The sequence below is a fragment of the Paenibacillus taiwanensis DSM 18679 genome, from assembly GCF_000425125.1.
GTDB lineage: Bacteria > Bacillota > Bacilli > Paenibacillales > Paenibacillaceae > Paenibacillus_B > Paenibacillus_B taiwanensis.
This window is the reverse complement of record NZ_AULE01000024.1, coordinates 33,857-58,911: the sequence shown is the minus strand read 5'-3', so window position 1 is coordinate 58,911 and position 25,055 is coordinate 33,857. Positions and strand designations below refer to the sequence as shown.

The window sequence follows — 25,055 nt, the reverse complement described above, 5'->3', positions numbered from 1 at the left end:
GCCTTACTGCCTTATCCTATGCTTGTATTCGGCTTAAGTATGAGTATTTCTATGTGATACATACATTTCCATTATACAGGGACAAGGAATATGTTGGAATACCTATTTTCGAACATAAAAACAAATAAAAAAGCAGCAGTTCAAGAATAGCCTCTTGAACTGCTGCTTTGCTGTAAAAAACGCATCGTTACAGGTCTGATCCCTGTAAGGATGATTGTGATCATTAAGACACTGTAAGCTCTTGGCAACTACTAGCGTATACCTTAGCCTACCTCTTCCCTGGCTCATACGGTTCCCCAAGCGCCGCAGGTGAACTGGAACGCTTCGAGGTAAAGATAAGCACAACTAATGTTAATACGTATGGCAGCAGGTAGAACACTTCATTTGGTATAAATTTAGCTGCTTCTACGATTTGCATTTGATCCTTCAGCGCTTGCGCAAACCCGAAGAATATAGCTGCGCCCAATGCACCGATCGGATGCCAGCGACCGAAAATAACAGCTGCCAATGCAATGTAACCTTGACCGGATATCGTATGGAACGCAAAGCTGCTGTTTGCAGTTAATGTAACAGTAGCACCACCAAGCGAAGCTACCATACCACCTGCAAGCACAGCAAGGAAACGTAGGCGATTAACCCGTACGCCAGCTGTATCTGCTGAGCCTGGATGTTCCCCAACCGCCCGCATGCGAAGTCCTAGCGGCGTGTGGAACATAATAAAGTAAATGATCGCTGCGAGAATTAGCGCAATATAGGTAACCGGATATAACCGGAACAGCCCTTCCCCAACAATCGGCAGATCCGATAAAATCGGGATGTACACTTTGTTAAAGACATGATTCAGAATCGGTGTTTCAGCTGCGCCATCAAACAACAGCTTCACAAGGAAGAAAGTTGAACTTGATGCGAGCATGTTTACAACGAGACCACTGATAACTTGATTGGCTTTAAATTTAACGGATGCAACAGCATGGAGCGCTGCAAATAACAACGTAAAGATCGGTGCTGCCAGAAACCCCATCCAAGGAGACGCTGCTCCTAGTCCCGCTTGCTCTGCATAATATGACACCACACCAGCAGTAAATGCGCCGGATACCATAAAGCCTTCTAAGCCGAGGTTAATAACTCCTGTACGTTCTGTGATTAATCCGCCAAGTGCCGCAAAGATTAATGCAGTGGCAAATACAAACGTACCGTTAAGAAGAAACGCTATCATTTCCATTCGCATTCGCCCCCTTTCTGCCTTTGCGAGTACGCAGCTTGAAGAACATTCTCAGCAGACCTGGAGCCGCTGTAAAGAAAATAATAATACTAATAATCATCCGTACAACTTCACCTGGTACATCAGCACCAAAGCTCATACCTTGAGCGCCGTACATCAGTGCACCAAACAAAATAGCAGAGAAGAAAATGCCGATTGCCGTGTTCATTCCAAGCAAAGCAACCGCGATACCGTCAAAGCCGAGTCCTGAAGTGGCTGGTGCAATGGCCACGTACTTAAATACGCCAAGCACTTCAAACGTACCAACCATACCACCTAGCATCCCTGAAATAAAGAAGGCACGCAGCACAGTGCTGTTCACTTTCATCCCTGCATAATGTGCCGCATGACGGTTAGAACCGACGGCCCGAATCTCGTATCCCCACTTTGTTTTGTTCATAAAGAAGGAATAGCCAATAACAGCAATAATAGCAATGGCAAAGCCCCAGTGAATACGTGCCCCGTCCATCCAAGCGGACAAAGAATCAAGCTGAATGCTTGCGGATTCTTGAATCAGCTTAGAGCGGCCTGTACCTGACTCCTCCATTAAGGTACGAATAACAATGTGGCTTATATACAACGCACACCAGTTTAACATAATACAACTAATTACCTCGTTAATACCTCGGCTAGTCTTTAACCAGGCGACTAACATTCCCCATAGACCACCAACTAGCGTACCAACGATCATAGCAACGATGCCGTGGATTACAGGTGGAAGGCTAACGAAGTGTCCAACCAGTAATGCACCGATAGAACCCATTACGATTTGTCCCTCAACCCCGATATTAAACAGTCCCGCCCTAAATGCAACCGCGACTGCCAAACCTGTCATAATCAAAGGCACAACCGCACGTAACGTCTCACCAAAGTCGTAGCTGTTACCTACAATTTTCTCAACCAGCGATTGATAGGCGAGCAGCGGATCATAGCCGCTGACCAGCATTACAATAGCCCCGATTATTAGACCAATTACGATGGATAATAACGATATCCATACGGACTCTTGTCTTAGCCGGGTTACTAATCCCTTCATCTTAGACATGAGCAAATCCCCTTTCTAGCTTGCCTGCCATCATCAGTCCGAGCTCTTGCTCATTTGTTTGCTTAGGAGTTGTCTCGCCTACAATCTGCCCGTTAAAAATAACTAGAATTCGGTCTGCAACGTTCATAATCTCTTCTAATTCAAAGGATACAAGTAATACGCCTTTCCCTGCATCACGCTCAGCAATAAGCTGCTTGTGTACAAAAGAAATCGCACCTACATCCAGACCGCGAGTCGGTTGGGCTGCAATAAGAAGACGCGGCTTGCGTTCGATCTCTCGAGCAATAATAATTTTTTGCTGATTGCCCCCAGACAGCGAACGCGCCAACACGCCGGTTCCAGGTGTACGAATATCATAATCCTTAACGTAACGTTCCGTTTCTTCCTTGATAATGTCCGATTGAATGATACCGTTCTTTGTCCAAGGTGATTTGAAATAGGACTTCAATACGGAATTCTCTTCAATTGTAAAATCTAACACTAAACCGTGCTTATGACGATCTTGCGGAATGTGGCCAACGCCGATTTCGGACACATCACGCGGGTTGCGGTTTGTCAGCTCATCGCTGCCGAGCTGAATTTTGCCCTTTTGCGTTGGACGCATGCCGCTAATGGCCTCAACCAATTCAGTCTGCCCGTTGCCATCTACCCCTGCTATACCTACGATCTCACCAGCCTTAACTTCAAATGACAGCCCTTTCAGCATATCGTGCCCGCTATCGTCCTTTGCCCAAATATCCTGCACATGGAGCATCGTTTCTGCTGGCTTCGCATCCTCTTTATCAACCGTCAACTTCACGTTATGCCCCACCATCCGTTCAGCAAGCTGCTGTGGAGTTGTGTCTTTGACGATCAACGTATCAATGACTTTCCCCCGACGAATGACCGTGCAGCGATCAGCTGCTTCCATAATTTCTTTTAGCTTATGGGTAATGACGATAATTGATTTACCTTCTTTGGTCAGCTTACGGAAGATGCCAAGCAGTTCGCTTATTTCCTGCGGTGTTAATACAGCCGTAGGCTCGTCAAATATTAAAATGTCCGCGCCGCGGTACAATATTTTCATAATCTCAACACGCTGCTGCATTCCAACCGATATAGAATCGATTCTAGCGTGAGGCTTTAAGTTCAGCTTGTACATGTCAGACAGCTCTTGAATTCGTGCTGCCGCACTCTTTTTATCGAGACGAAGTCCTTTCTTCGTCTCCATACCAAGAATAATGTTTTCTGTTACCGTAAATGGAGGCACCAATTTGAAATGCTGATGCACCATTCCGATTCCATGTTCTATGGCAACACTGGGAGTATCCATCGTGAGCTGCTGGCCCTTAACCCATATTTCGCCCTCTTCCGGCTGATACAAGCCAAACACCATGTTCATCAAGGTCGACTTACCGGCGCCATTCTCTCCGAGAAGAGCTAAAACTTCGCCTTTGCGGAGTTCCAGGTCGATATGATCATTCGCGACGAATTCGCCAAACCGCTTCGTCAGCCCTTTTAGCTGGAGCACGATGTCATGCTGCTCTGCCATAATTATTCCTCCTTATAAAGTTCCCCTGCCTCTATTCTCAAGACGGCAGGGGAATGTGCTGAACCATGTCAATGTTGTTCAGGTTTAACCGTGATGAAGATTATTTTTCAGGAACAGTGATTTCACCTTTAATAATTTTCTCACGGAACTCTTCAACCTTTTTTAACACATCTGGAGCTACGTTTTTAGTTGACGTAGGAGCGATATCAACGCCATTTTCTTTCAGACCCAAATAAGTTGTTTTGCCACCTGGGAATTTACCGTCAATCATGTCTTTGGATACTTTAACTACGGCTTCATCTACTTTTTTAACCATAGATGTTAATGTTACTTCATCACCAAATGTCAAGGATTGGTCCATATCTACACCAATAACCCAAGCTTTTTTGTCACCTTTGGAGCGTTCTTTAGCTTCATTAAATACACCGTTTCCTGTCATGCCAGCAGCATGGAAAATAATATCCGCGCCTTCATTGTAAATAGTAGCAGCTGCGGATTTACCTTTATCAACACGACTAAAGTCACCTGCGTAGATAACTTTCATGTTTTTAGCAGCTTCAGGATTAACAGCCTCTACACCTGCACGGAAGCCAACTTCGAAACGTTTAATAACTGGCAATTCAACGCCGCCAACAAAACCTACTTTGTTGGATTTCGTTGTCAAACCTGCAATGACCCCAACCAAGAAGGAACCTTCTTGCTCCTTAAACAATACAGACGCCACGTTAGGTGCTTGAACTTCAGCATCAACCAAGCCAATCTTAACGTTCGGATTTTCTCCTGCTACTTGTTTAACCGCATCCATCATCGTGTAGCCAGTAGCCCATGTCAGATCATACTTGTTCTTTACGAACTGGTTCAAGCTTGTAATAATTTCTGTATCTTTCTTAGGCTCCAAATATTTTACTTGTACGCCTGTTTCTTTATTTAGCTTTTGCAAGCCTTCCCAAGCACTTTGGTTAAACGATTTGTCGTTTACACTACCAAGGTCAGTTACGAGGCCAGCTTTAAGTTCGCTGTGCGCTCCGCCGTTAGCAGCGCCGGATTCTTCTTTGTTTTTACCGCCACAGCCTGTAAGTGCAACGGAGAAGAACAGTGCAGCTACAAGTGTTAGGACCCAAAATTTCTTTGTTTGTTTCATGTTCAAAATCCCCCTTAGTTATGTGCGTTGCTGAGAAATTACCGCAGCATGTTACTTGAACATGGATCTGCGAACTTGCTGTGCTACTATTGTGTATGCCCTCTTGTAGCGGGCATCACCTCCTCAATAGAATAAGCAAATGTAACTTGCAATATTATACAAACCATCACTTTACTCCAATGCACTGCCAAACTGCTGCTAATTAGGTTATAATGGCGAGATGATTGCTATTTACAAAAACCTTAAATAAGGATGGATATTTGATGATTAATGACTTACGTCAGGTATTCTACTTTCAAGATCTTCCGGACGAAGCGCTGCATGCGATACTGCCGAAGTTGAAGCATAGAATATTTAACAAGAACCACACTCTAATTTACGAGGATGATACTAGCCGTGATGTGTTTATTTTGCGGTCAGGATCGGTAAAAGTATTCAGCATTCAGGAAGATAAAGAAATTATTTTTAATTTCTTCTTTCCTGGTGAAGCGGTTGGCGAACTTGAAGCCATCTATACCGACTATTCTCGGATTGCTTCCGTAGAAGCGATGGAGACGGTTCACGCTTGGCTGCTGTCACGTGATGAATTCCTAGCCATTGCCGAACAATACCCTTCGGTGCTGCGTAAAGCTTATTGTCAGCTTGTCGACCACATTCGTGTGTTAAACCGCAAGGTTGTATACTTATCTTATATGGATGTCCGCCGCAAAGTGGCTAATATGCTGCTTGACCTTGCCTATAACTTAGGCATTGAAGAAAAAGGTCGAATCCGAATTAATTTTAAACTGACTCATCATGTATTCGCTAACATGATTGGGGTAACCCGTGAATCGTTATCCAAAATTATTAAAGAATTTCAAGATGACGGATTAATTGAGATGAAACAAAAAACGATTACAATTGTAGACATTCAACGGCTTATAGACCTCTACGACTCGGATGTTGCACATCCTAAGCAGAGACGTTGGCGTGGGGATGATACGAACCAATGCCTGCTCCCCTAGCGAAATCATGTAGAGGACACACCAACTGTCAAATACTGTGAAGCGCTTTCATATGTCTAGGTTTATTGTATGTTAAAGGGCGTCCTGATGCAGTGACGCCCCTGACCTTTTTTTTGTAACCAAAATCACAAAATGAATCCCCTCCTCGTTACGGAATTGTTGACAACAATCGTGATAACCTCGAATTAATTCGATTCGAACGTGTAAAGCTAACGTAGTATGCCCGTTCAGTCGCATATAACGCTTCATACGACAACTGACGACAACGAAACGGAGGAACGTTATGAGTATTCATTTAGAAGCTCCAAATGGGGCAATTGCAGAAGCCGTTCTACTACCTGGAGACCCGCTCCGCGCAAAACACATCGCTGAGAACTTCCTAGAAGGCGCGCAATGCTACAACAATGTCCGCAACATGTTCGGTTACACTGGAACATACAAAGGCAAGCGCATTTCCGTTCAAGGTACTGGGATGGGTGTACCATCTTTCTCTATTTATGCAACAGAATTGATTAAAGACTACGGCTGCAAAACACTTATTCGCGTAGGTACGTGTGGTGCGATTCAAGAAGATGTGAAGTTGCGTGATGTCCTTATGGCACAAAGCGTTTGTACAGATTCTTCCATCGTGTCTCATTTCTTCGACGATCTGTCCTTCTCGCCGATTGCAGATTTTAATTTGCTGCATTCCGCTTACATGATCTCGCAAGAACGTAATATGAATGTTCGTGTCGGCAACATCCATTCTTCCGACTATTTCTACTCCGAGCGTCCTGAATTAAACAATAAATTAGGACAATACGGTGTTATGGCTGTAGAGATGGAGACTGCTGCATTGTACATTTTGGCAGCTAAGTATCGTGTACAAGCTTTGTCGCTCCTGACTGTAAGCGATCACATTTTGACTGGTGAAATTACTTCTTCCCAAGAGCGCCAAACTACATTTAATCAAATGATCGAAGTAGCACTGGATACTGTTGTAAGCCAAGGGTAGTCCATTCGCTATCGAACTCTAAAAAAGACCGTAAGCATCGTTTCCAATGGAGAGTTAATACTCTCTCTGTTGAATAACGATTGCCCGGTCTTTTTTTGTAAGCGTTATTAGGATTAAAGCGTCACCCAGCGTCATACTCTGTATCTTTATAAGTCATTATAAGTCCTAATAAGTTCGCTAGTTTGCTAACCCGTAGTCCGTATGTGCCCATCCTCCACACGACATGTCAACCACTCATCACTTTTGTTGCCAAAGCTGTCTACCGCTCTTACCGTTAATTTCGCAGTCGGATATATTTGAAGATCCGGCACATCACGCAAGGTGATAACTAACGGATCTGGCATCGTGTAACGGTAGGACTCCGAGAATGCCGTCCATTGTTGAAGCAATTGATCATCGTCATCAAGCAATTGAATTTCATAATGATGTACCTGCTGATCGTCGATAGCCTGCTTCCATGCAATAGTTAAACTAGATGCGTTCTTGTCCCTATTTTGAATCAATAGCCGTGCATCTGTCGGAAATACGGGCGGGTTTTGGTCGCGATTATCCGTATATGTAAACGACGAAGGGATAAATGGCATCGAAACTTCCCACGGCTCCCTAATTTCTGCCTGCTCACAAAAGTCAATCCGGCGAATTTGAACCTTATCACAATAAACTTCAACCAAGAGTCCTTGACTAAATTCACTACCTTTAAGTGGCAGTACCCCTTGGATCCTACCCTGCTCCACCTCCATATATCGGAGCGAGCCTGTACCTACAGATGTAAAATCCCGTTGATGAATACTTCTTGGGTCATTTAGCGGATAATGAGAATGACCACTAAACGTAATAACTTGGGGAAATGGGCGCAGCGCCTCATACAACGCTTCTTTATTGTGTTGAATTCCCCAGTCTTCACTGCCGTAAACTGTATCCGCTATATGCTGATGTAAAAATACAAAGATCGGCTTTTCTGGGCCCTCTTGCGCCGCCTGGGCCAATTGAGCCTTTAGCCATTCAATCTGATCAAGCGAATATCGCCCGTGAGTAGTACCATCTTCCGTTGCCAGCATAATAAAATGGTAGCCCTTGATCACATAACGCTCGTATAAATGCGTCATCCCACTCATTTGTAGAAACCGTTCTTGCGCCTCTTGAACCGGCAGGTTGTTCCAGTAATCATGGTTTCCGATCGTAATCAACAGCTCTGCATCAGGATGCTTATGAGCCCTTAACGTCTCCATATGACGGTTGTATTCTGGAACCGTCCCTTGATTGGTCAGATCACCCACAATGACCAGCACGTCCTGATCAGGTGCTAATTGACGCAGCAGCTTTAGTGCAGCAGCATATTTTTCAATATCCGTCGGCTCTTGCACATCCATAGTGTGCTGCTCTTCTTCATCTCCCGGTCCAATATGTACGTCACTAATAACGGGAAATACAAGTAAAGGTTTGTTGTTCAATTCGGTTCTCTCCTCCCTGTACCAACAACGAGTTATCGCTCACAATTAGAACTACCCTTGCCCTTTCACTGATTCGCATGTTTGTGTAATGGACTCAAGCTTCATTGTACTCCTCAAAGTAAGCGCATTCAAGACTTACATACCTATGCAAATTGATTTGATCGTTTACTCTGCTGGCCGCACGATAGCTAGGCGTTCGCTATCTCGTTCTGCTTCCCATCTCATTTACAGAAGAGGAATGAGTTGCTAGCCCCTCACCAGTATGATATAGTGAGTTCCTGTTTCCATTTTGTAGATTATGTCATGATAAAATGGACGACCATTATTCTTAGGAGGTAACTGAAGGTGAGTGACACATTTCAAAGTGCCTATCAAGAAGAGCAACAGCGACTTGAGCAGACACTCCTGGAGATCAATCAGCAATATGAAGCACTGCAACGCATTCCGGTCTACACAGGTCATGATTTCACAGAGCAAGTATTGGAGGATACTCGCGAACAGCGTCGTCAACGGTTAAAACGTGCGGCAAAAGAGCCTTACTTTGGTAAAATGAACATTCGTGAACAAAATCGGGATGAAATTATGCCGCTTTATATTGGCAAGCAAGGCGTCGATACGCACGAACTTCAGCATAACGCGGGTGTTAAAAAGGCTGCGTCTCTGTATCCCCTCGTTGTGGATTGGCGTGCTCCTGTAGCCAGCTTGTTTTATTCCTTTACGGGCGGTGATGAAGCAGCCGCTTATGAAGCACCTGAGGGCACGATAACGGCGGATGTGCACCTCAAACGTAACCTTGTCATCCGCAATGAGCAGCTTCAACGTGTCGTTGATACTTATAATCGTGAACAAGGTGAAGACCATGTTACAGATGAATTTCTAGTGTATCGCTTAGGCGAGAATAAAGATAATCGGCTGCGTGATATCGTATCCACAATCCAAGCCGAGCAGGATGCCATTATCCGTGCACCTAAGAACAAAGCCTTATTTATTCAAGGGGTTGCAGGAAGTGGTAAGACCACTGTAGCACTGCATCGTCTGGCTTATTTGCTCTATCAGTATCATGAACAAATTCATGCGGAACGGATGATTATTTTCGCGCCTAACCGTATGTTTCTCGACTATATAAGCGATGTACTTCCCGAACTTGGTGTTGGCAACATTCAGCAGCGTACGTTTGCAGATTGGGCACTTGAATTAGCGGATTTGCATCATCAGGTGCAGTTAGCTTCATCAATGGAAGAAGTAGAACGTTGGTACGGCTCCTTAGAGGAGCGTCCAACCGATAGCATGGACAGTTCGGGACGATTCAAGGGCTCGCTTGCATGGATGGAAATGCTGGATGAGCTCATTTTACATTGGGTTGAAAGCGCGATACCCGAAGGAGACTTCTCCCCTTGGGAAGGCGGAGTGCTATCGCGACGTGATATCGCCCACTGGTTTAATCAAGAATATCGATCTTATGAGCCTGCCAAACGATTAGAAAGAGTGACTGCTCGCATCCAACGTTGGATGGAAATGGAACTCAAACAAGAACGAAACAAAACAAAGCTTCAAGATAAAAAGAAAAAATCCACTGCTAAACTTAAAGCTTATTTAAAAAGGTGGCCAAACGCCAACGTTGTTCAATTGTACAAACAATTGCTGCAAGACGATACCTTCAAAGATCGGATCCCCGCAGCAGTGCGCAAACAGACGCTTGCCGATCTAAAACGTGCCGTCATCAAACATGAGGATTTGGCCACGTTAGCATATTTGCATATTCGTTTGCATGGCGTAGCGTCTGCCGAGCGGTTTGATCATATCGTTATCGATGAAGCTCAAGACTTTTCCCCGCTGCAAGTGGCACTGCTTGACCAGATGGTCCGCAGTCATTCCTTTACGGTACTCGGGGACTTATCGCAAGGAATTCATGCCTACGCAGGGATTGAGGATTGGCAGGAAATGCGTGCAGCATTCCCTGCTGATGATTCCGCTTATTATGCTTTGACCAGAAGCTATCGTTCTACAATGGAAATTATCCATTTTGCCAATACGATATTAAAACGTGGGGTTAACACCACAATGCTTGCAGAGCCTGTATTCCGAGGCGGTCAGAAAGTCCAAGTGCTGCATACACATGCAGACCGGCTTGCTAGCTGGGTCATAGATGAGCTACAGCGCCATCAAACTTCTGGATATCAGACCACGGCCATCTTGACTCGGACGACTGATGAGGCACGTTTGTGGCATGAAAAGCTAACCGACAGCGGAATTAACGCTCATATCATCGATGGACGACAGCAGCAATATGAGGGTGGCATCTCTGTTCTTCCTGTATATTTGTCAAAGGGACTGGAATTCGATGCTGTCATCGTTACACATGCCAACGAGACGCACTATGGCATTAATCCTTTAGAAGCGCGGCTGCTATACGTTGGGTGTACACGCGCACTTCACCATTTAACCTTATGTGTGGATGGCAAACTCAGCCCACTTATCCCAGACACGGATGACGAGTGGACACTGCATACAACTTGGTAACAAACTTGCCTGACAAGGAGCATCTTTGGATGCTCCTTTACTTTTATCCATTCACTACTTTTCCTGAGCGACAACTTTAACTTCGAATAGAAAATGACTAGTTGGCTTACTGGCTTTCCTCCTTTGCACATTGAGATATGATGTATTCCATATAACTTAACGCATCTGCTTTTCGTATCGCACGTGAACGATAACTAGAACCTCGTATCCCCTCACGATAGGCGATAGCATCTTTAATAATGGGATGCCACTGTTCGGGAACGACTCGCAGCGCGTATTGTCCTGCCAATCGTTTTGACGTAATATCTTGTTCCTTAAATGTATAATATAATCGACTAATGCCTAAGACTCCCCATTCAACTTGAGAGCGGAATAAATACAAGCCCAATCTATCCTTTAGCACATAGCGTGAGCGCTTGATCCACGACTTCCAATAGGTTTGTAAGTTATGCTGCATATCTTGAATTAATTGCTGCCAACTGACTTCATACGGCAGTTCGTCTGTAGTTGGCCCAATCAAGGTAATCCCGTGTGTCTTAAGTCCGTACCAAGTGACCAAGTTCATTTCAAAATAACCAGCATGGTGCATTCGTTCCTCACAATAATACGGGAAAGGCTCCACTTCTTCGGCTCTCTTCCCCAACTCCGCCCATGTGATATAAATCCCGTTTAAGTTGGGCTTCTTATAAGCCCTTCGCACCTTGCGATGTACTTCCTCTACTGCTAAAATATGCTCATTGCCCATGCGTTGACGTGTTATAGCAATAAAGTCTATATCACTAAGCTGCAAGGAATAATCGCCCATCGCTACAGACCCGTATATGTATAAGCCTTCGAGTAAACCTGGCTGGACTTCATCTATCAATTCCATATATAATTTTAAAATGTCTTGAATGCTGTGATGTAGGTCTTGAAACATATTTCAATCTCCTTTTATAGGCTCAGCTATCACGAAATATCTACTTCTCACTGTTCAATTCTGGATCGAGTTTCTACTATACGGATATACGATGGGTATACGGAAACCAAAAATGCTGCCACCATGAAATTTAAATGTAGCCTCACGCTCCCACTATTAAACTAGTATGCCGTGATTACATCATTCTCCCACACGTGTGAAACTCAATAAACTAGATTTTACGCAAAGAAATGGAAATATTCAACTGCACATATTTATTACGTGTATTCCTTTTAAAAGTCCAAAACATATAAAAGCTCAACCCAATCACGTGATGTATCCCACGGAAAATGTAGGGTGAACACTATTTCTCCACAATGGAAACAATTAACAGTTACTAATGTTCCCATTTGCGAAACTTTTTGGGCAATTGCCTCGTTTAAACGATAAGGAGGTATTTACTATGCACAAAACATTAGCCTCAATTATAGCGCTCCTATTATTTTTTACCCTTATACCTGTGCATGGACATGCTGCCGCCACGTACAGCGCAAAGCTATCGACTTCTGTTGTCCCCCAAGTTGTGATTGTTACAGCAGAAGGCCGGATCAAAGCAGAAGACTTCAAGATTATAAACGGCATGACCTATATCCCAGCTAAAGATGCTGCTCCTCTCATACAAGCTGTTGTTCGCTGGTCGATCAGTACACAAACAGTGTCCATTGAGAATAGACATGTCAACGTGACTTGGAACACTAAATCTGACGTTTTAAAAGTAAACGGGAAAGATGTTACCCTTACAACCAAGCCGCTCCTGCTAACTAACCGTACGTACATCCCCTTGGCGCTGCTTCAGCAAGTTTTCCAACTCCACTGCAATTGGGATGCGCCTACAAAGACTGTCACCATTACACCTGACAAGGCAGGCTCGTAATTAACCGTAACGATGACGATAAATCGTGCCGTGGCTGCGAACATATCGGCACGAGGTCATCGAGGCAAGAAGCACTACTGCGAACAGACGCTCCCCTCCCATTTTCATCCGAGACTTCATCATCAGCTTACTGCGATGTCCGCCTTTGGTCCATTCCAATAGCTCAGTTGTACATTTTATAGCTACAACTCACCTGACTACAACCATACTTCAACGACGTTCACTTATATATTTTTCCAATCTAAAGCTTTACAGCGATTGCGCAATTATACGACAATGCATGACATATTTTTTTATATTTTTTGTAATTTTGTCGTCTCTTGAAGGATCACTGCATCTGTTGAGTAGACATTTTTAAAATTTTTTTGAAAAAAAGAGCAGACGAAAAGAAAAGCATGTGCTATTATATGGTACAAACCAGCTGTCAATTATTTCCCTCGATGCCTAGACAGCCTTGCGTAATTTGACGATGGTTATCAACGATATTACCTAGAGAGGGGAACACACAAAGCATGAAAAAAAAATCCATGCTGCTAGTCCTGACGTTGCTATTGGCAGTAAGTGCGTTTGTAAGCGCTTGCGGAGGCAGCTCCACACCAGCCAAAGAAGAGGCAAAGAACGAACAAAAATCAAATGAAAACAAAAATGAACCCGCCAAAGAGCAAGTATTCCGCTTTAATTCAATTTCAGAGCCGCCATCTCTAGACCCGGGTCAAGCCCAGGATTCCACCTCGTTTGCTTTGCTTGGAGCCGTATTTGAAGGTTTGACACGTTCTGATGAGAATGGAAAACCGCTCGAGGGTACTGCTGAGAAATGGGAGATCTCTCCCGATGGGACCAAATATACCTTCCATCTCCGTAAAGACGCCAAATGGTCCAACGGCGACCCTGTCACCGCAAATGACTTCGAATTCGCTTGGAAACGAGTGCTAGACCCTGATTTTCAACCCGCTCCTCCTTACGCCTACCAACTTTACTACATCAAGAACGCCGAAGGGTACAATAAACATAAAGATGCTGCCTACACCAAAACTAAAATTACAGACCCGAACGAAGTCGGTGTAAAAGCGCTTGACGCCAACACACTTGAAGTCCAATTAGAAAGTCCGACAGCTTATTTCTTAAGCTTATTGTCATTCCAAACTTTTTTCCCTGTACATCAATCTGTAAAAAGCAATCCAAAATGGGCTTCCGATGCTAATTCAATTATTTCAAATGGGCCCTTCAAAGTAAGCAAATGGGTAAAACAATCTTCCCTTGAATTGGCTAAAAATGATAACTACTACGCCAAAGACGAAGTTAAATTTACGAAAGTACAAGTGTCTATCGTATCTGAGGGCTCGTCTGAGCTTAACATGTATGAAACTAACGTACTTGATTACAGCGGTATGCCAACCGGTGAAATTCCTACTGAACAAATTCCAGTCCTTCAACAAACCAAGAAGGATGAGCTTCATATTAAAGGGGTAGCTTCTTCTTATTACTATTTGTTTAACAATAAGCAGAAACCTTTCTCCAATAAGAAAATACGTCGTGCCTTATCTATGGCGATCAACCGTCAGCTGCTCATAGACAAAGTCACATTAAGCGGAGAACTTCCTGCATTCGGAATCGTATCACCAGGGATCGCCGGACTAAATGGCGAATACCGTTCCGAAGTAAAAGATAATTACTTCCAGGAAAACGTGGAAGAAGCCAAAAAGATATTACAAGAGGGGCTGCAAGAAGAGGGACTAACCACACTAGAATTTGATCTGGCTTACAATACGAACGACAAGCACAAAAAGATTGCTCAGGCAATCGCTGATATGTGGAGTAAAAACCTTAACGTTAAAGTGAAGATTCAAAATCAAGAGTGGGCCGTATTCTTGAAAAACCGTACGAACTTGAACTATCAAGTTGCACGTGCAGGCTGGTCTACTGACTACAATGATCCCATGTCATTCCTTGATCTGTATATGACAGGCGGCGGCAATAACGATATTGGCTTTAGCAACCCTAAGTATGATGAATTGTTGAAAAAAGCGAAGACCTCGATGGATGCCAAGGAGCGTATGGATTTGATGGCGCAAGCGGAGAAAATTCTTATCGAAGACGAGCAAGCTATTCTTCCGATCTACTATTACACTTCCGTGGGTCTCACGAAGCCTAATGTGAAAGGCGTGTTTATCGACTATCAAGGCATGATTCATTTCGATCGCGGCTATTTGGAATAAGATAAACTAATGAGAAGCATGTCGGGTTGCATAGAGCGCAAGTTCTATGTATCCCGACTTTTGCCATGATGATTTTACAGAGGAGTAGTGGTGTAATGTGATGACTCGTTATATCTTAAACAAGGTGTTCTTCTTTATCCTCTCCTTATTTATGCTTGCGTCGATTACCTTTATGCTAATGAAGTCCATTCCAGGCGATCCTTTTATGTCAGAGAAAAATATACCGCCCGAAATTAAAGCTCGAATTATGGCCCATTATGGCTTAGATAAACCTATACATGAACAGTATGGCATCTATTTAAGCAACTTGGTACAAGGCAACCTCGGCATCTCCATGAAAATGCAAGATCGTGAAGTAGTCGAATTTATTCGTGACTCCTTCCCTTTCTCGATGAAGCTTGGTATTGTCGCTGTTATCGTATCCGTGCTCATAGGTGTTACCCTTGGGATGACCGCCGCCTTTAACCATCGCAAAATGCTGGATACTTCCGCAATGGTGCTGGCTGTTGTAGGGGTATCCGTTCCGAGTTTTGTGATGGCCTCCATTTTACAATGGCTGCTTGGTGTGAAGTTTCCGATCTTTAATGTTGTTGGCTTGCAGGAGGCCAAAGATTATGTACTTCCTACGATTGCCCTGGCGGCGCTGCCTATTGCGTTTATTGCACGCTTAACCCGCTCGAATATGCTTGAGGTACTTCACTCCGACTATATTAAAACCGCTAGATCAAAGGGCTTAAGCACTTGGACTGTCATGCAGCGACACGTACTTCGAAACGGTATATTGCCTGTTGTCACTTATCTTGGTCCGCTTACAGCCAACGTCATTACAGGCTCATTTATTATTGAGCAAATATTCGGTATTGCAGGTCTCGGCAAAATTTACGTCATGAGTATCGGCAATCGGGATTACTCGCTTATTATGGGGATTACGATCTTTTACGGTTTAATATTGATGTCCGCCCGATTTATTACCGATCTGGCCTACGGTTTTATTGATCCACGAATTAAGCTGGGTAAACGAAAGGAGAAAGCGGCATGATCTCATTCAACAAACAAAGGCCCCTTTCGGACAAACAGTATTCAGCAGAGCAATTCACCAAAGTACCGATCGACGAACATGCGGCGGAGGCGATCGAACGCGAAAGCATTTCTGCATGGCGTGATGCCTGGTATCGATTGCGAAGTAATGTTGGGGCTATGTTCGGCTTATCGATATTAGTGTTATTAATTGTTATGGCCTTTATAGGTCCCCTCATAACACCGTATGACTACTATACCAACAATCTGGAACTTACCAATCAGCCTCCTTCAGCAGAACATTGGTTTGGCACTGACGATCTCGGCCGCGACATGTTCGCCCGTACGTGGATGGGTGCCCGAATCTCCTTAATTGTTGGATTTTCCGCTGCCCTTATTAATCTTATTATCGGTGTCATATATGGCGGTATTATGGGTTACATCGGCGGACGACTAGACGATGTCATGAACAAAATTTCTGAAATCATTTATTCTGTTCCTGATATGCTTGTTGCCATCCTCCTTGTTGTTGTCCTTGAGCCTAGCTTATTTACGATAATTATGGCGTTATGCATTACAGGCTGGATTAACATGTCCTGGATTGTACGTGGACAGATGATGCAGCTAAAAAATCAGGAATACGTGCTTGCTTCTCGCTCTCTTGGTGCATCCGGTACCCGAATTCTGTTTCGACATTTAGTCCCGAATTCACTAGGCCCAATAATCGTAACGTTAACATTGGCGGTGCCGACTGCTATCTTTAGTGAAGCGGTGCTCAGTTTCCTCGGCTTGGGCGTACAGCTTCCGGCCGCATCATGGGGCACGATGATTAACGATGCACTCAAAGCTATGATTTTATATCCTTGGCGTATGTTGTTCCCGGCTATTCTGATTAGCTTGACGATGCTTGCATTTAACATGTTTGGTGACGGTCTGCGTGATGCGCTTGATCCAAAGCTGAAGAAATAAGGAGGCATAGACATGCATAAAACAGTAAAACCCTTGTTAAAAGTAAACGACTTGCACGTCTCCTTCCATGTTCGTGCCGGTGAGGTTAAAGCCGTACGGGGTGTGTCCTTCCATGTTAATCCTGGTGAGGCTGTAGCGATCGTAGGCGAATCTGGCTGTGGAAAAAGTGTTACCGCTCAGTCTATTATGAGATTGCTGCCCTCACCTCCCAGTAAAGTGAAGCAGGGGCAAATTGTATTCAAGGGCGAAGATTTACTGAAGCTTAAACCAGCGCGGATGCAAAGTGTGCGTGGAAAAGATATCGGCATGATCTTTCAAGACCCGATGACTTCACTAAATCCAACGATGACAATTGGACGGCAAATTACAGAAGTATTGGAAAAGCATAAACAGATGTCTGGCCGCGAAGCCAAGCAGGTCGCGATTGATATGTTAAATTTGGTCGGCATTCCTAACGCTGCATCACGCTTTGGTCAATATCCTCATGAATTTTCCGGTGGTATGCGGCAGCGTGCGATGATCGCAATAGCGCTCGCATGCAATCCATCATTACTTATTGCAGATGAGCCCACTACAGCGTTAGACGTCACTATTCAAGCTCAAATTCTGTCCGTTATGAAAGATTTGCAAGCCAAGTTTGGCACTTCCATTATTTTGATCACTCATGATCTTGGCATTGTGGCTGACTTGTGCGATCGAGTGATCGTGATGTACGCGGGTAAAGTGGTGGAAACGGGGACGAAATGGGAAATATTTAAAAACCCCAAGCATCCATATACCAAAGGACTACTTCGTTCCTTGCCGCGGCTTGATCAGAAAAAAAATGAGCCGCTAATTCCTATTAACGGAACGCCACCTGACCTCATTAAGCCGCCAGCAGGCTGTGGATTTTGCGCACGCTGCGACTATGCGATGCAAATCTGTAAAACCGAGGACCCCGAAATAAGCGAAATTAGCGGTTCTCATCAAGCACGCTGCTGGCTTTTGCATCCATTGGCACAGGAGGTTTCCGTATGACAAAAACAGATGCCATGCTAAAAGTTGAAGGACTCAAAAAATATTTCCATGTCAATCGCGGTGGTATTCTCAAAGCAGTAAATGATGTTAATTTTGAAGTAAGAAAGGGCGAAACGCTGGGGATGGTCGGTGAGTCCGGCTGCGGTAAATCGACTGTAGGTCGAACCGTACTGCGGCTGTATGAGCCAACAGCAGGCAGTGTTACCTTTAACGGAACCAATATAAACCAACTTAATCATGTGAAAATGAAGGCTATGCGCCGCCAAATGCAGATGATTTTTCAGGACCCCTATGCTTCGCTTAATCCACGGATGACGATTACAGATATTATTGGCGAGGCATTGGATATCCACCGGCTTGCTAACAGTCGCGCAGAACGTAAACGCCGTGTTGAGGACCTTTTGGACCTCGTTGGCCTTAATCCTGACCATGCTACCCGCTACCCGCATGAATTTTCAGGCGGTCAACGACAGCGGATCGGCATCGCGCGTGCTCTTGCAGTTGATCCGCAATTTATTATTTGCGACGAGCCGATATCTGCACTTGACGTCTCCATTCAAGCCCAAGTCGTCAACCTGCTAAAAGAACTGCAACAGAAGTTCGACCTTACTTATCTGTTTATTGCACATGATCTGTCGATGGTCAAACATATTAGCGATCGGGTAGCCGTTATGTATTTGGGTAAAATGGTCGAGCTAGCTGAAAGCGGAACTTTATATGCTGACCCGCTCCATCCCTATACAAAAGCATTAATGTCTGCTATTCCTGTGCCTGATCCCGAAATCGAAGCCTCCAAGGAACGTATCGTCCTGAAAGGCGAACTGCCTAGCCCGATCAACCCACCATCAGGCTGCTACTTTCGTACACGCTGTCCTGCTGCGACAGATCGCTGTGCAGTGGAAGAACCTTTATTCAGGGAAGCCAAGCCGAATCATTTCGTAGCGTGCCATGAGGTCTAGCATGCCACGCTACAGCTAACATAACAAAGGCAGCGCCGCTCCTGACGGAGAACGAGCACTGCCTTTACTCATTTGTGTGATACCGCTCAGCTTGCGAGTCAATTCGTTCGTTTCATATACAGTTGCAATCGACTCGCCACCCCATTGTTGCCAACTACAACTTCGCAACAAAGTCGCGACCAAATTGAGCACACTGTTCTTCTTCATCCTTGGACGGAGACAGCTCAATCTTCAAACCTTCCAGTACAACTTCACAGCCTATAGATTGAAGCTTCTCAATCAGTAAATCAACTGCAGCGCCATAAGCGTGATAAGAAGAATCACATGATCCGAATACAATCGCTTTCTTGCCTGATAAGCTGAGTTCATCCATATCGTCATAGAAGTCCAAGAACTCGTCTGGCAGTTCTCCGTCTCCCCAGGTGTATGCTCCTAATACGATCCCATCGTAGTTGGCCAATTCAGACGTTTCCGCATCCATAACTTCCTTCACCGTAAGTTCAGCTTCTGTACTTCTAATTCCGCGCTCCACGGCCTTAGCAATGTCTTCGGTATTACCTGTCATACTTGCAAAAATCATGATGATGTTGCTCATCAATAAGTTCCTCCGTTCCGATGGTGGCTTCTCCCAAGCATATGCAGTCTTATCTTTTATGTATGATATTGATAATCATTTTCATTAAAAGTATACATCCTTCTGACTAACTTGGCAAATGAAACTTCAATTTTTATTCATCTTTCCAAGTCCATACAAAAGAACCTCCACACCTACTTCATGCAGAGGTGGAGGTCCTTCTATATCAAACGATCCAAATCAAAGCAAATATCAAAAAAGCAATAAAACTTTGGTGACATCATTCTTTCGAATTATGCTTCTCCATGATTACACATGTCGTCTGCGACTAAACCATTTATATACCCGCTCAACGTCGGCCTGCTCCATATGCTTAACAGCCCAAGTCGTTCCCGCTATATCCCCCATCAGCTTCACATTCAAAGATAACAACTTGCGTCTTCGTTGAAATACCGTTCCCTTCATTACGATTGACACCATCTGGGATCGGGGCACGATATACGTACTTCGGGCTATTTCTCGACACTGCAACGTAATCTGCTTCTCTGATAACGTCATGCCAGTATCACGATGCTGCAATAGATCCCATATGATCGTTAAAGGTACGATCAAGAGCGACCATAACCCTGCCTCACGCCAAAATCCAATAGCAGCCGTGCATAGCGCCATCACGATTAGAACATCGATTCGGAGAAAAAACCATTTAGCCCGCGGGGGACATTGCGTTTGAATCGGCACTACTTGGAGATGCGGGATACAATCTGACATCATCGCCCCCCAAGCCTGCTTGCGCATAAAAGGATGGAGCACGATCATCTCCTGCTTGGAGGATGAAACGACGTGGAGCATCAATTTTCCGTATCCGAACGCCTGCTGTAACAAGCTCTCTTTAAAAATGACAGCCTGAACACGCTCCGCCTGAAACGTATGTGCTTTCTTCTCGATTAACCCATATGAAATGGCGATATGAGTACCCTCGCGTGTAACACGGAACTTTCCGTATTTTACAATATACAATAGCGCTGACAAGAGCCATGCTAGTATAAATCCAACGATCGCCATCCCCCACCAGCCGGGCAGCAGCTCCGTTGCTTGTTCAATCGTCCGCTCGTACACCTTCTTTGGCAAAATATCATCAGCCAAGGAGATGACACCCGCAATAAACGTCATTACTAATCCTATATTAATGGAAGTAAAGGCTGCCATAACGATCTGCTTACCCGAAATATTAAATATCGTTTCTTGCTTAGGCTGCTGTGGCACGTCGTCACGTAGAAAAGAGCCTACAGCATCGCCGCTCGCAATATTAGAATCGAATTCAGTCAAGCTTGCTTGTTGACTGCGTAATACATCTTCTGGATCAACATTCGCACCATTTCCTGCAATTGTACTGCTTGCTTTCTCACTCACCGCTTTATTCATCTGCTCCCTTATCCACGCCTGCAGACGGATAGATTCCGCCGCAGAAATAGCCGGTAATACGCCATCACCGTCCGCCTTACCTCCAGGGAGCTCTATTTTGAGTTGTACAACGCCTAGTATTCTCTGCAATAAAGGCTGTTCGGTATTGACCGAATGGATACGACCATAGAAGATTGAGCGCTCCTCAAGGAAAAATACCCCTTTTCGAATGACAAGCTTATCCGCCTCAAGCTGATATGTATGCCTGCGCCATCCCATTAAGCCAAAGGCAAGAACCGCCGCTACAACGACCGTTGCCCCGGCATACCAAAACCAAGGAAGTTGAAACCAATTTATTTCTTTGAACACCAAAATGATGGCGAGTGGCCACAGGGCCTTTGCATAAGTAATCAAATTAAACAGCATGTATACGGGATGCATTCGTTTCGGTTCATTCATCTGCATCCACCACTCTTGCCAGTTTGCCAACCTGTAACTTTAATTGTTCGGCGTGTTCGAGCTTCAGCCCTTTAATCCGATGTGTGCTAGCAGCTGTTACAATCTTTACTTCTGCCAAGGCATAACGCCGCATTAGCGGACCACTCTCTAACTCCACGTGCTGAACTTTTACCATCGGAATGAGTACATCGCGGATCCAAATCAGTCCGGATCGAATTTCAACCTCTTCCTCAAACACTTCATATTTAAACCGCTCATATTCTACTACGGGTACAATCCACGTATAAATAACAAGCGTCAACACAAATAAGCAAAGTGCTGTCCATCCTGGCCATAGTACCCAGTCCTTTTGATGTGCGATTAGTAAATATGCGGCCGAGCCTGCTATTAACACCATATTGGTTATACAGCCAGAGATGCGTGATACTTGGATATAATGAGGATGAAGCCGTTGTGTAAGTCTGTCCATTTCCATTTGATGCCTCCACGTTGCATTTTATTATTCATAGGAGCTGGCATGAAAAAAACACCGCAAATTGCGGCGTCCTCTTCATAACGTCCTCCTATTATATAACGGAAAATTCGCTCTTACGTTTCCAAATCTTTAAAAATAACTAATTCGTATCTCCCAAGTAACAAACAGCAGGCTTCTTTCCCTGCAAAATAAGACCTAGTTGTGCTGGAAATAAACGAATCTCATGCAGTTTGTCGATAGCAACCCATTCCACACCAACTTGATACTCATCGGGATTGGTGCCCTCAAAGTTGTCTCCCTCGTGTTCCAATTCACAAGCAAAATAAAACTCCACTTGGTGAGCGTCACCATCCACTTCACTAAATTGATGATGCGCACCAATATACTCACGGATATGGGTTAACTCCCCTACCACTACTTTCTGTCCGATCTCTTCCATGCACTCCCGCACAAGTGTTTCACTTAGCTGTTCGCCGTGTTCTTGCCCGCCACCTGGAAACAAATAAAACAAGCCTTCTCGGTCCATATTCTGAGTTAGCAACAAATAACCTGAACGCTGTATAATAGCTTTTGTTGAGTTACGAATCGGTTTCATGTTCATATTCCCTTCTGTATTATCCTAACGGACTGCTTATTACCAGACTCGTCCCTGTCAAACCGTATAAACGCGTGTACAACGCTATGCTTTAGTTTGGGCACCCATGATTAAATAAAGAAAAGATCGTCCGGGGATATGGACTGATGGAGGAAAGCTTATGGTAAAGGAGGAGCTTGCTGCGGACCTACACGTGATAACGAAATAAGGAGCATACGAACGAGCTTATAACAGCCGTAACCAATCATACCACCGCATACATTTAGCAGCATATCATCAACGTCAAGCGTTCCGACTAAAAGCATATACTGCATCACTTCAATAAACAACGTCATCAAGAAAGAGATCAGCATCATTCTTCCCCACCTTCGGCAGCTTCTAACCAGTAGTGGAAGAAGGGCTCCAAGAGGCACAAACAACAAAATATTACCAACCAAATTGTTAAACCATACATATACAGGATAATCTGCTATGTGCACCACATACTCCATTATCGTTGTAAATGGTACCAAATTTACAGGATAGTACCCTTCACTTAAACCATAACTGCGATAGAAACCAAAAAATAATAAGTATGTACTGTACAGCACATATAATATAAAAACAAGCCAACCCACAATGGTGAGACTTGCCTTCCATTTGATTCTGCGTTGTAAAGGAGTCACTAGTATCAACCTACTTTCTCAGCAGCAGGAAGAAAGCTACTTATTCAATAAAGATGCCACATCCCCACTAGCGGCCAATCCTTTGTCTGCATCATGTTCCGGTTAGGTGATGCTGTACACAAAAACGGTCTTCATATCGATATTATATATAATCTCGCTAACAAGCAAGCAAAATGTTATACAATTAAACCGACCTCTTTCCATAAACGTACAATATGTGAATAATGGTACAATCTTACGTAAAAGTCTGACACCTTCAATGAACGATTTCTAATCTTTGCATTGGGGCCACCAAAAAAACCTCCGTCGGCTTTACCCGACGAAGGCTTTTCGTTGTCTTAATTAATACTTCTCCGATACCAGCTTTGCTTGTGTAAAGAGCAGCAAATAATCACGGCCACCAGCCTTGGAATCGGTACCTGACATATTAAATCCACCAAACGGATGCACTCCAACCAACGCGCCTGTACATTTGCGGTTAAAATACAGGTTACCACAGTGCATACGCTGGCGCGCATACTCCAAATGCTCGCGATTGCCGCTAAAGACAGCGCCAGTTAACCCGTACTCCGTGTTGTTAAATATGTCAATCGCATGCTTGTAATCCGCTGCCTTACAGACGGCGAGCACAGGGCCAAATATTTCTTCCTGCATTACACGAGCATGCTCGCTTACATCTGCGATAACGGTCGGCTGAATGTAGTAGCCGTTGCCTTCTGCTACATCTCCGCCAGCTACTACTCTTCCTTCTTCAGCGCCTATCGCAATATATTCCAATGTTTTGCGATAAGCATTTTCATCAATAACAGCACCAATGGCAACGTTTGCGATTGCCGATCCGACTTGAAGCTGCTTCGTTTTGGCGATCACTAGTTCCAGCACTTCATCATATACGTCCTGATGTACAATTGCACGGGAACCAGCGGAACATTTCTGTCCTTGGAATCCAAAGGCCGACTGCACAATCGCAGCTGCCGCTTCTTCCACATTTGCCGTATTATCAACTACAATGCCGTCTTTTCCACCCATTTCAGCAATTAAACGTTTCATCCAGATTTGCCCTTCAGCAGGCTTCGCCAGACGTTCATTGATACGCAAGCCAACATCACGCGAACCTGTAAAAGATACAAACCGTGTACGAGGATGATCAACGATCAAGTCACCAATCTCTGCACCAGAACCAGGGATGAAGTTCAACACACCTGCCGGCAAGCCGACTTCTTCCATTAACTCCACAAATTTCGCAGCAATAACTGGTGAGGTGGAAGCTGGCTTTAACACAACTGTATTACCCGTCACAATCGCTGCCACAGACATTCCCGCCATGATCGCAAGCGGGAAGTTCCACGGAGGAATTACGATCCCTACACCAAGCGCAATATACGTTAGGCGGTTATCTTCGCCTGCTAGCTTTGTTAATGGCTGCGGGCCACTCAGACGAATCATCTCGCGTGCATAAAATTCGAGGAAATCGATCGCTTCTGCTACATCTGCGTCTGCTTCGCCCCAATTTTTACCCACCTCATATACAAGCCATGCTGCATAATCAAATTTACGACGTCGCATTATAGCTGCGGCTTTAAATAAGTATCCGGCACGTTCTGTTGGATCAACATACTGCCACTCTTGGAACGCTGCATCCGCAGCAGCAATAGCCTTTAGCGCCAGCTCACGATCTGCTTGCGCCACATAACCGATAATTTGATCGGTATTGCCAGGGTTAATAGATGTGCCAAGACGATCAGTGCTAATCTTCTCACCGTTTATGACTAGAGGATAAGTGCTGCCAAGCTGCGCTTCTACACGTTGTAATGCTGCCTCCATTGCCTGCTTGTTCGTTTCAATAGTAAAGTCCGTAAACGGTTCGTTACGATATTCAATCATGCTCATAGGTCGTACCTCCCAATAATAATAAATGGATATTATGAA

23 protein-coding genes are annotated in these 25,055 nt (G+C 44.5%); 9 read left to right on the top strand and 14 right to left on the bottom strand.

The window, feature by feature from the left end; translation table 11 throughout:
* Positions 1–268: 268 nt before the first annotated feature.
* The 4 genes from H509_RS0104750 to H509_RS0104735 form a co-directional block, all read right to left on the bottom strand.
* A complete protein-coding gene (locus H509_RS0104750; protein WP_028544067.1) occupies positions 269–1,222 on the bottom strand; it encodes an ABC transporter permease in 954 nt (317 codons plus the stop codon).
* On the bottom strand, positions 1,197–2,306 hold the full coding sequence (locus tag H509_RS0104745) for an ABC transporter permease (protein ID WP_157277465.1): 1,110 nt from the start codon (positions 2,304–2,306) through the stop codon (positions 1,197–1,199). Before H509_RS0104745 ends, H509_RS0104750 begins: the two co-directional genes overlap by 26 nt.
* Positions 2,299–3,837: an ABC transporter ATP-binding protein gene (locus H509_RS0104740; RefSeq protein ID WP_028544065.1), complete on the bottom strand. Its 1,539-nt coding sequence runs from the start codon at positions 3,835–3,837 to the stop codon at positions 2,299–2,301. The genes H509_RS0104745 and H509_RS0104740 overlap by 8 nt, the downstream gene beginning before the upstream one ends.
* A gap of 100 nt (positions 3,838–3,937) precedes the next feature.
* Complete coding sequence (locus H509_RS0104735; protein WP_028544064.1) at positions 3,938–4,978, bottom strand: BMP family lipoprotein; 1,041 nt, start codon at positions 4,976–4,978, stop codon at positions 3,938–3,940.
* A gap of 263 nt (positions 4,979–5,241) precedes the next feature.
* On the opposite strand from H509_RS0104735, the gene H509_RS0104730 reads away from it, so the two are divergent.
* On the top strand, positions 5,242–5,982 hold the full coding sequence (locus H509_RS0104730; protein ID WP_028544063.1) for a Crp/Fnr family transcriptional regulator: 741 nt from the start codon (positions 5,242–5,244) through the stop codon (positions 5,980–5,982).
* Positions 5,983–6,265: 283 nt separating this feature from the next.
* On the top strand, positions 6,266–6,976 hold the full coding sequence (gene deoD / locus H509_RS0104725) for a purine-nucleoside phosphorylase (protein ID WP_028544062.1): 711 nt from the start codon (positions 6,266–6,268) through the stop codon (positions 6,974–6,976).
* Between the two features lie 185 nt (positions 6,977–7,161).
* Here deoD and H509_RS24285 read toward each other — a convergent pair whose 3' ends face one another.
* The gene (locus H509_RS24285) at positions 7,162–8,427 is read right to left on the bottom strand and encodes a metallophosphoesterase family protein (RefSeq protein WP_051286819.1); all 1,266 of its coding nucleotides are present in this window, start codon (positions 8,425–8,427) and stop codon (positions 7,162–7,164) included.
* Positions 8,428–8,772: 345 nt separating this feature from the next.
* Here H509_RS24285 and H509_RS0104715 point away from each other — a divergent pair, with 345 nt between their 5' ends.
* On the top strand, positions 8,773–10,947 hold the full coding sequence (locus H509_RS0104715; RefSeq protein ID WP_028544061.1) for a HelD family protein: 2,175 nt from the start codon (positions 8,773–8,775) through the stop codon (positions 10,945–10,947).
* 106 nt (positions 10,948–11,053) lie between these two features.
* Here the strand turns inward: H509_RS0104715 and H509_RS0104710 are convergent, their stop codons facing one another.
* The gene (locus H509_RS0104710) at positions 11,054–11,866 is read right to left on the bottom strand and encodes an aminoglycoside adenylyltransferase domain-containing protein (protein WP_028544060.1); all 813 of its coding nucleotides are present in this window, start codon (positions 11,864–11,866) and stop codon (positions 11,054–11,056) included.
* 442 nt (positions 11,867–12,308) lie between these two features.
* Between H509_RS0104710 and H509_RS0104705 the strand changes: the two genes are divergently transcribed.
* Complete coding sequence (locus tag H509_RS0104705) at positions 12,309–12,779, top strand: copper amine oxidase N-terminal domain-containing protein (RefSeq protein ID WP_028544059.1); 471 nt, start codon at positions 12,309–12,311, stop codon at positions 12,777–12,779.
* On the opposite strand, the gene H509_RS27510 is transcribed toward H509_RS0104705, so the two are convergent.
* Positions 12,780–12,938, bottom strand: a complete 159-nt coding sequence (locus H509_RS27510; protein ID WP_157277463.1) for a hypothetical protein — start codon at positions 12,936–12,938, stop codon at positions 12,780–12,782.
* 353 nt (positions 12,939–13,291) lie between these two features.
* Between H509_RS27510 and H509_RS0104700 the strand changes: the two genes are divergently transcribed.
* The 5 genes from H509_RS0104700 (at position 13,292) to H509_RS0104680 (ending at position 18,957) form a co-directional block, all read left to right on the top strand.
* Complete coding sequence (locus H509_RS0104700) at positions 13,292–14,995, top strand: peptide ABC transporter substrate-binding protein (protein ID WP_028544058.1); 1,704 nt, start codon at positions 13,292–13,294, stop codon at positions 14,993–14,995.
* A gap of 100 nt (positions 14,996–15,095) precedes the next feature.
* Entirely contained in the window at positions 15,096–16,034 is a 939-nt protein-coding gene (locus H509_RS0104695) for an ABC transporter permease (protein WP_028544057.1), read from the top strand.
* The gene (locus H509_RS0104690) at positions 16,031–16,981 is read left to right on the top strand and encodes an ABC transporter permease (protein ID WP_028544056.1); all 951 of its coding nucleotides are present in this window, start codon (positions 16,031–16,033) and stop codon (positions 16,979–16,981) included. Before H509_RS0104695 ends, H509_RS0104690 begins: the two co-directional genes overlap by 4 nt.
* A 12-nt stretch (positions 16,982–16,993) precedes the next feature.
* Positions 16,994–17,998 carry an ABC transporter ATP-binding protein gene (locus H509_RS0104685; RefSeq protein WP_036696271.1) on the top strand — a complete coding sequence of 335 codons (1,005 nt, stop codon included), beginning with the start codon at positions 16,994–16,996 and terminating at the stop codon, positions 17,996–17,998.
* Entirely contained in the window at positions 17,995–18,957 is a 963-nt protein-coding gene (locus H509_RS0104680) for an ABC transporter ATP-binding protein (protein ID WP_028544054.1), read from the top strand. Before H509_RS0104685 ends, H509_RS0104680 begins: the two co-directional genes overlap by 4 nt.
* A gap of 15 nt (positions 18,958–18,972) precedes the next feature.
* Here H509_RS0104680 and H509_RS27505 read toward each other — a convergent pair whose 3' ends face one another.
* From H509_RS27505 to pruA, 7 genes are all read right to left on the bottom strand, one after another.
* The gene (locus H509_RS27505; RefSeq protein ID WP_157277461.1) at positions 18,973–19,125 is read right to left on the bottom strand and encodes a hypothetical protein; all 153 of its coding nucleotides are present in this window, start codon (positions 19,123–19,125) and stop codon (positions 18,973–18,975) included.
* A complete protein-coding gene (locus H509_RS0104675) occupies positions 19,112–19,552 on the bottom strand; it encodes a flavodoxin (RefSeq protein WP_028544053.1) in 441 nt (146 codons plus the stop codon). Before H509_RS0104675 ends, H509_RS27505 begins: the two co-directional genes overlap by 14 nt.
* A 288-nt stretch (positions 19,553–19,840) precedes the next feature.
* Entirely contained in the window at positions 19,841–21,391 is a 1,551-nt protein-coding gene (locus tag H509_RS0104670; RefSeq protein WP_028544052.1) for a PH domain-containing protein, read from the bottom strand.
* Complete coding sequence (locus H509_RS0104665) at positions 21,384–21,866, bottom strand: PH domain-containing protein (RefSeq protein WP_342663632.1); 483 nt, start codon at positions 21,864–21,866, stop codon at positions 21,384–21,386. The genes H509_RS0104670 and H509_RS0104665 overlap by 8 nt, the downstream gene beginning before the upstream one ends.
* A gap of 139 nt (positions 21,867–22,005) precedes the next feature.
* Complete coding sequence (locus H509_RS0104660; protein WP_028544050.1) at positions 22,006–22,461, bottom strand: NUDIX domain-containing protein; 456 nt, start codon at positions 22,459–22,461, stop codon at positions 22,006–22,008.
* A gap of 158 nt (positions 22,462–22,619) precedes the next feature.
* Positions 22,620–23,126 (bottom strand): VanZ family protein, encoded by a 507-nt coding sequence (locus tag H509_RS27100; RefSeq protein WP_211234307.1) that lies wholly within the window; start codon positions 23,124–23,126, stop codon positions 22,620–22,622.
* A gap of 342 nt (positions 23,127–23,468) precedes the next feature.
* Positions 23,469–25,016, bottom strand: coding sequence for an L-glutamate gamma-semialdehyde dehydrogenase (gene pruA / locus H509_RS0104650; RefSeq protein WP_028544049.1), 1,548 nt, complete (start codon positions 25,014–25,016; stop codon positions 23,469–23,471).
* Positions 25,017–25,055: the final 39 nt, after the last annotated feature.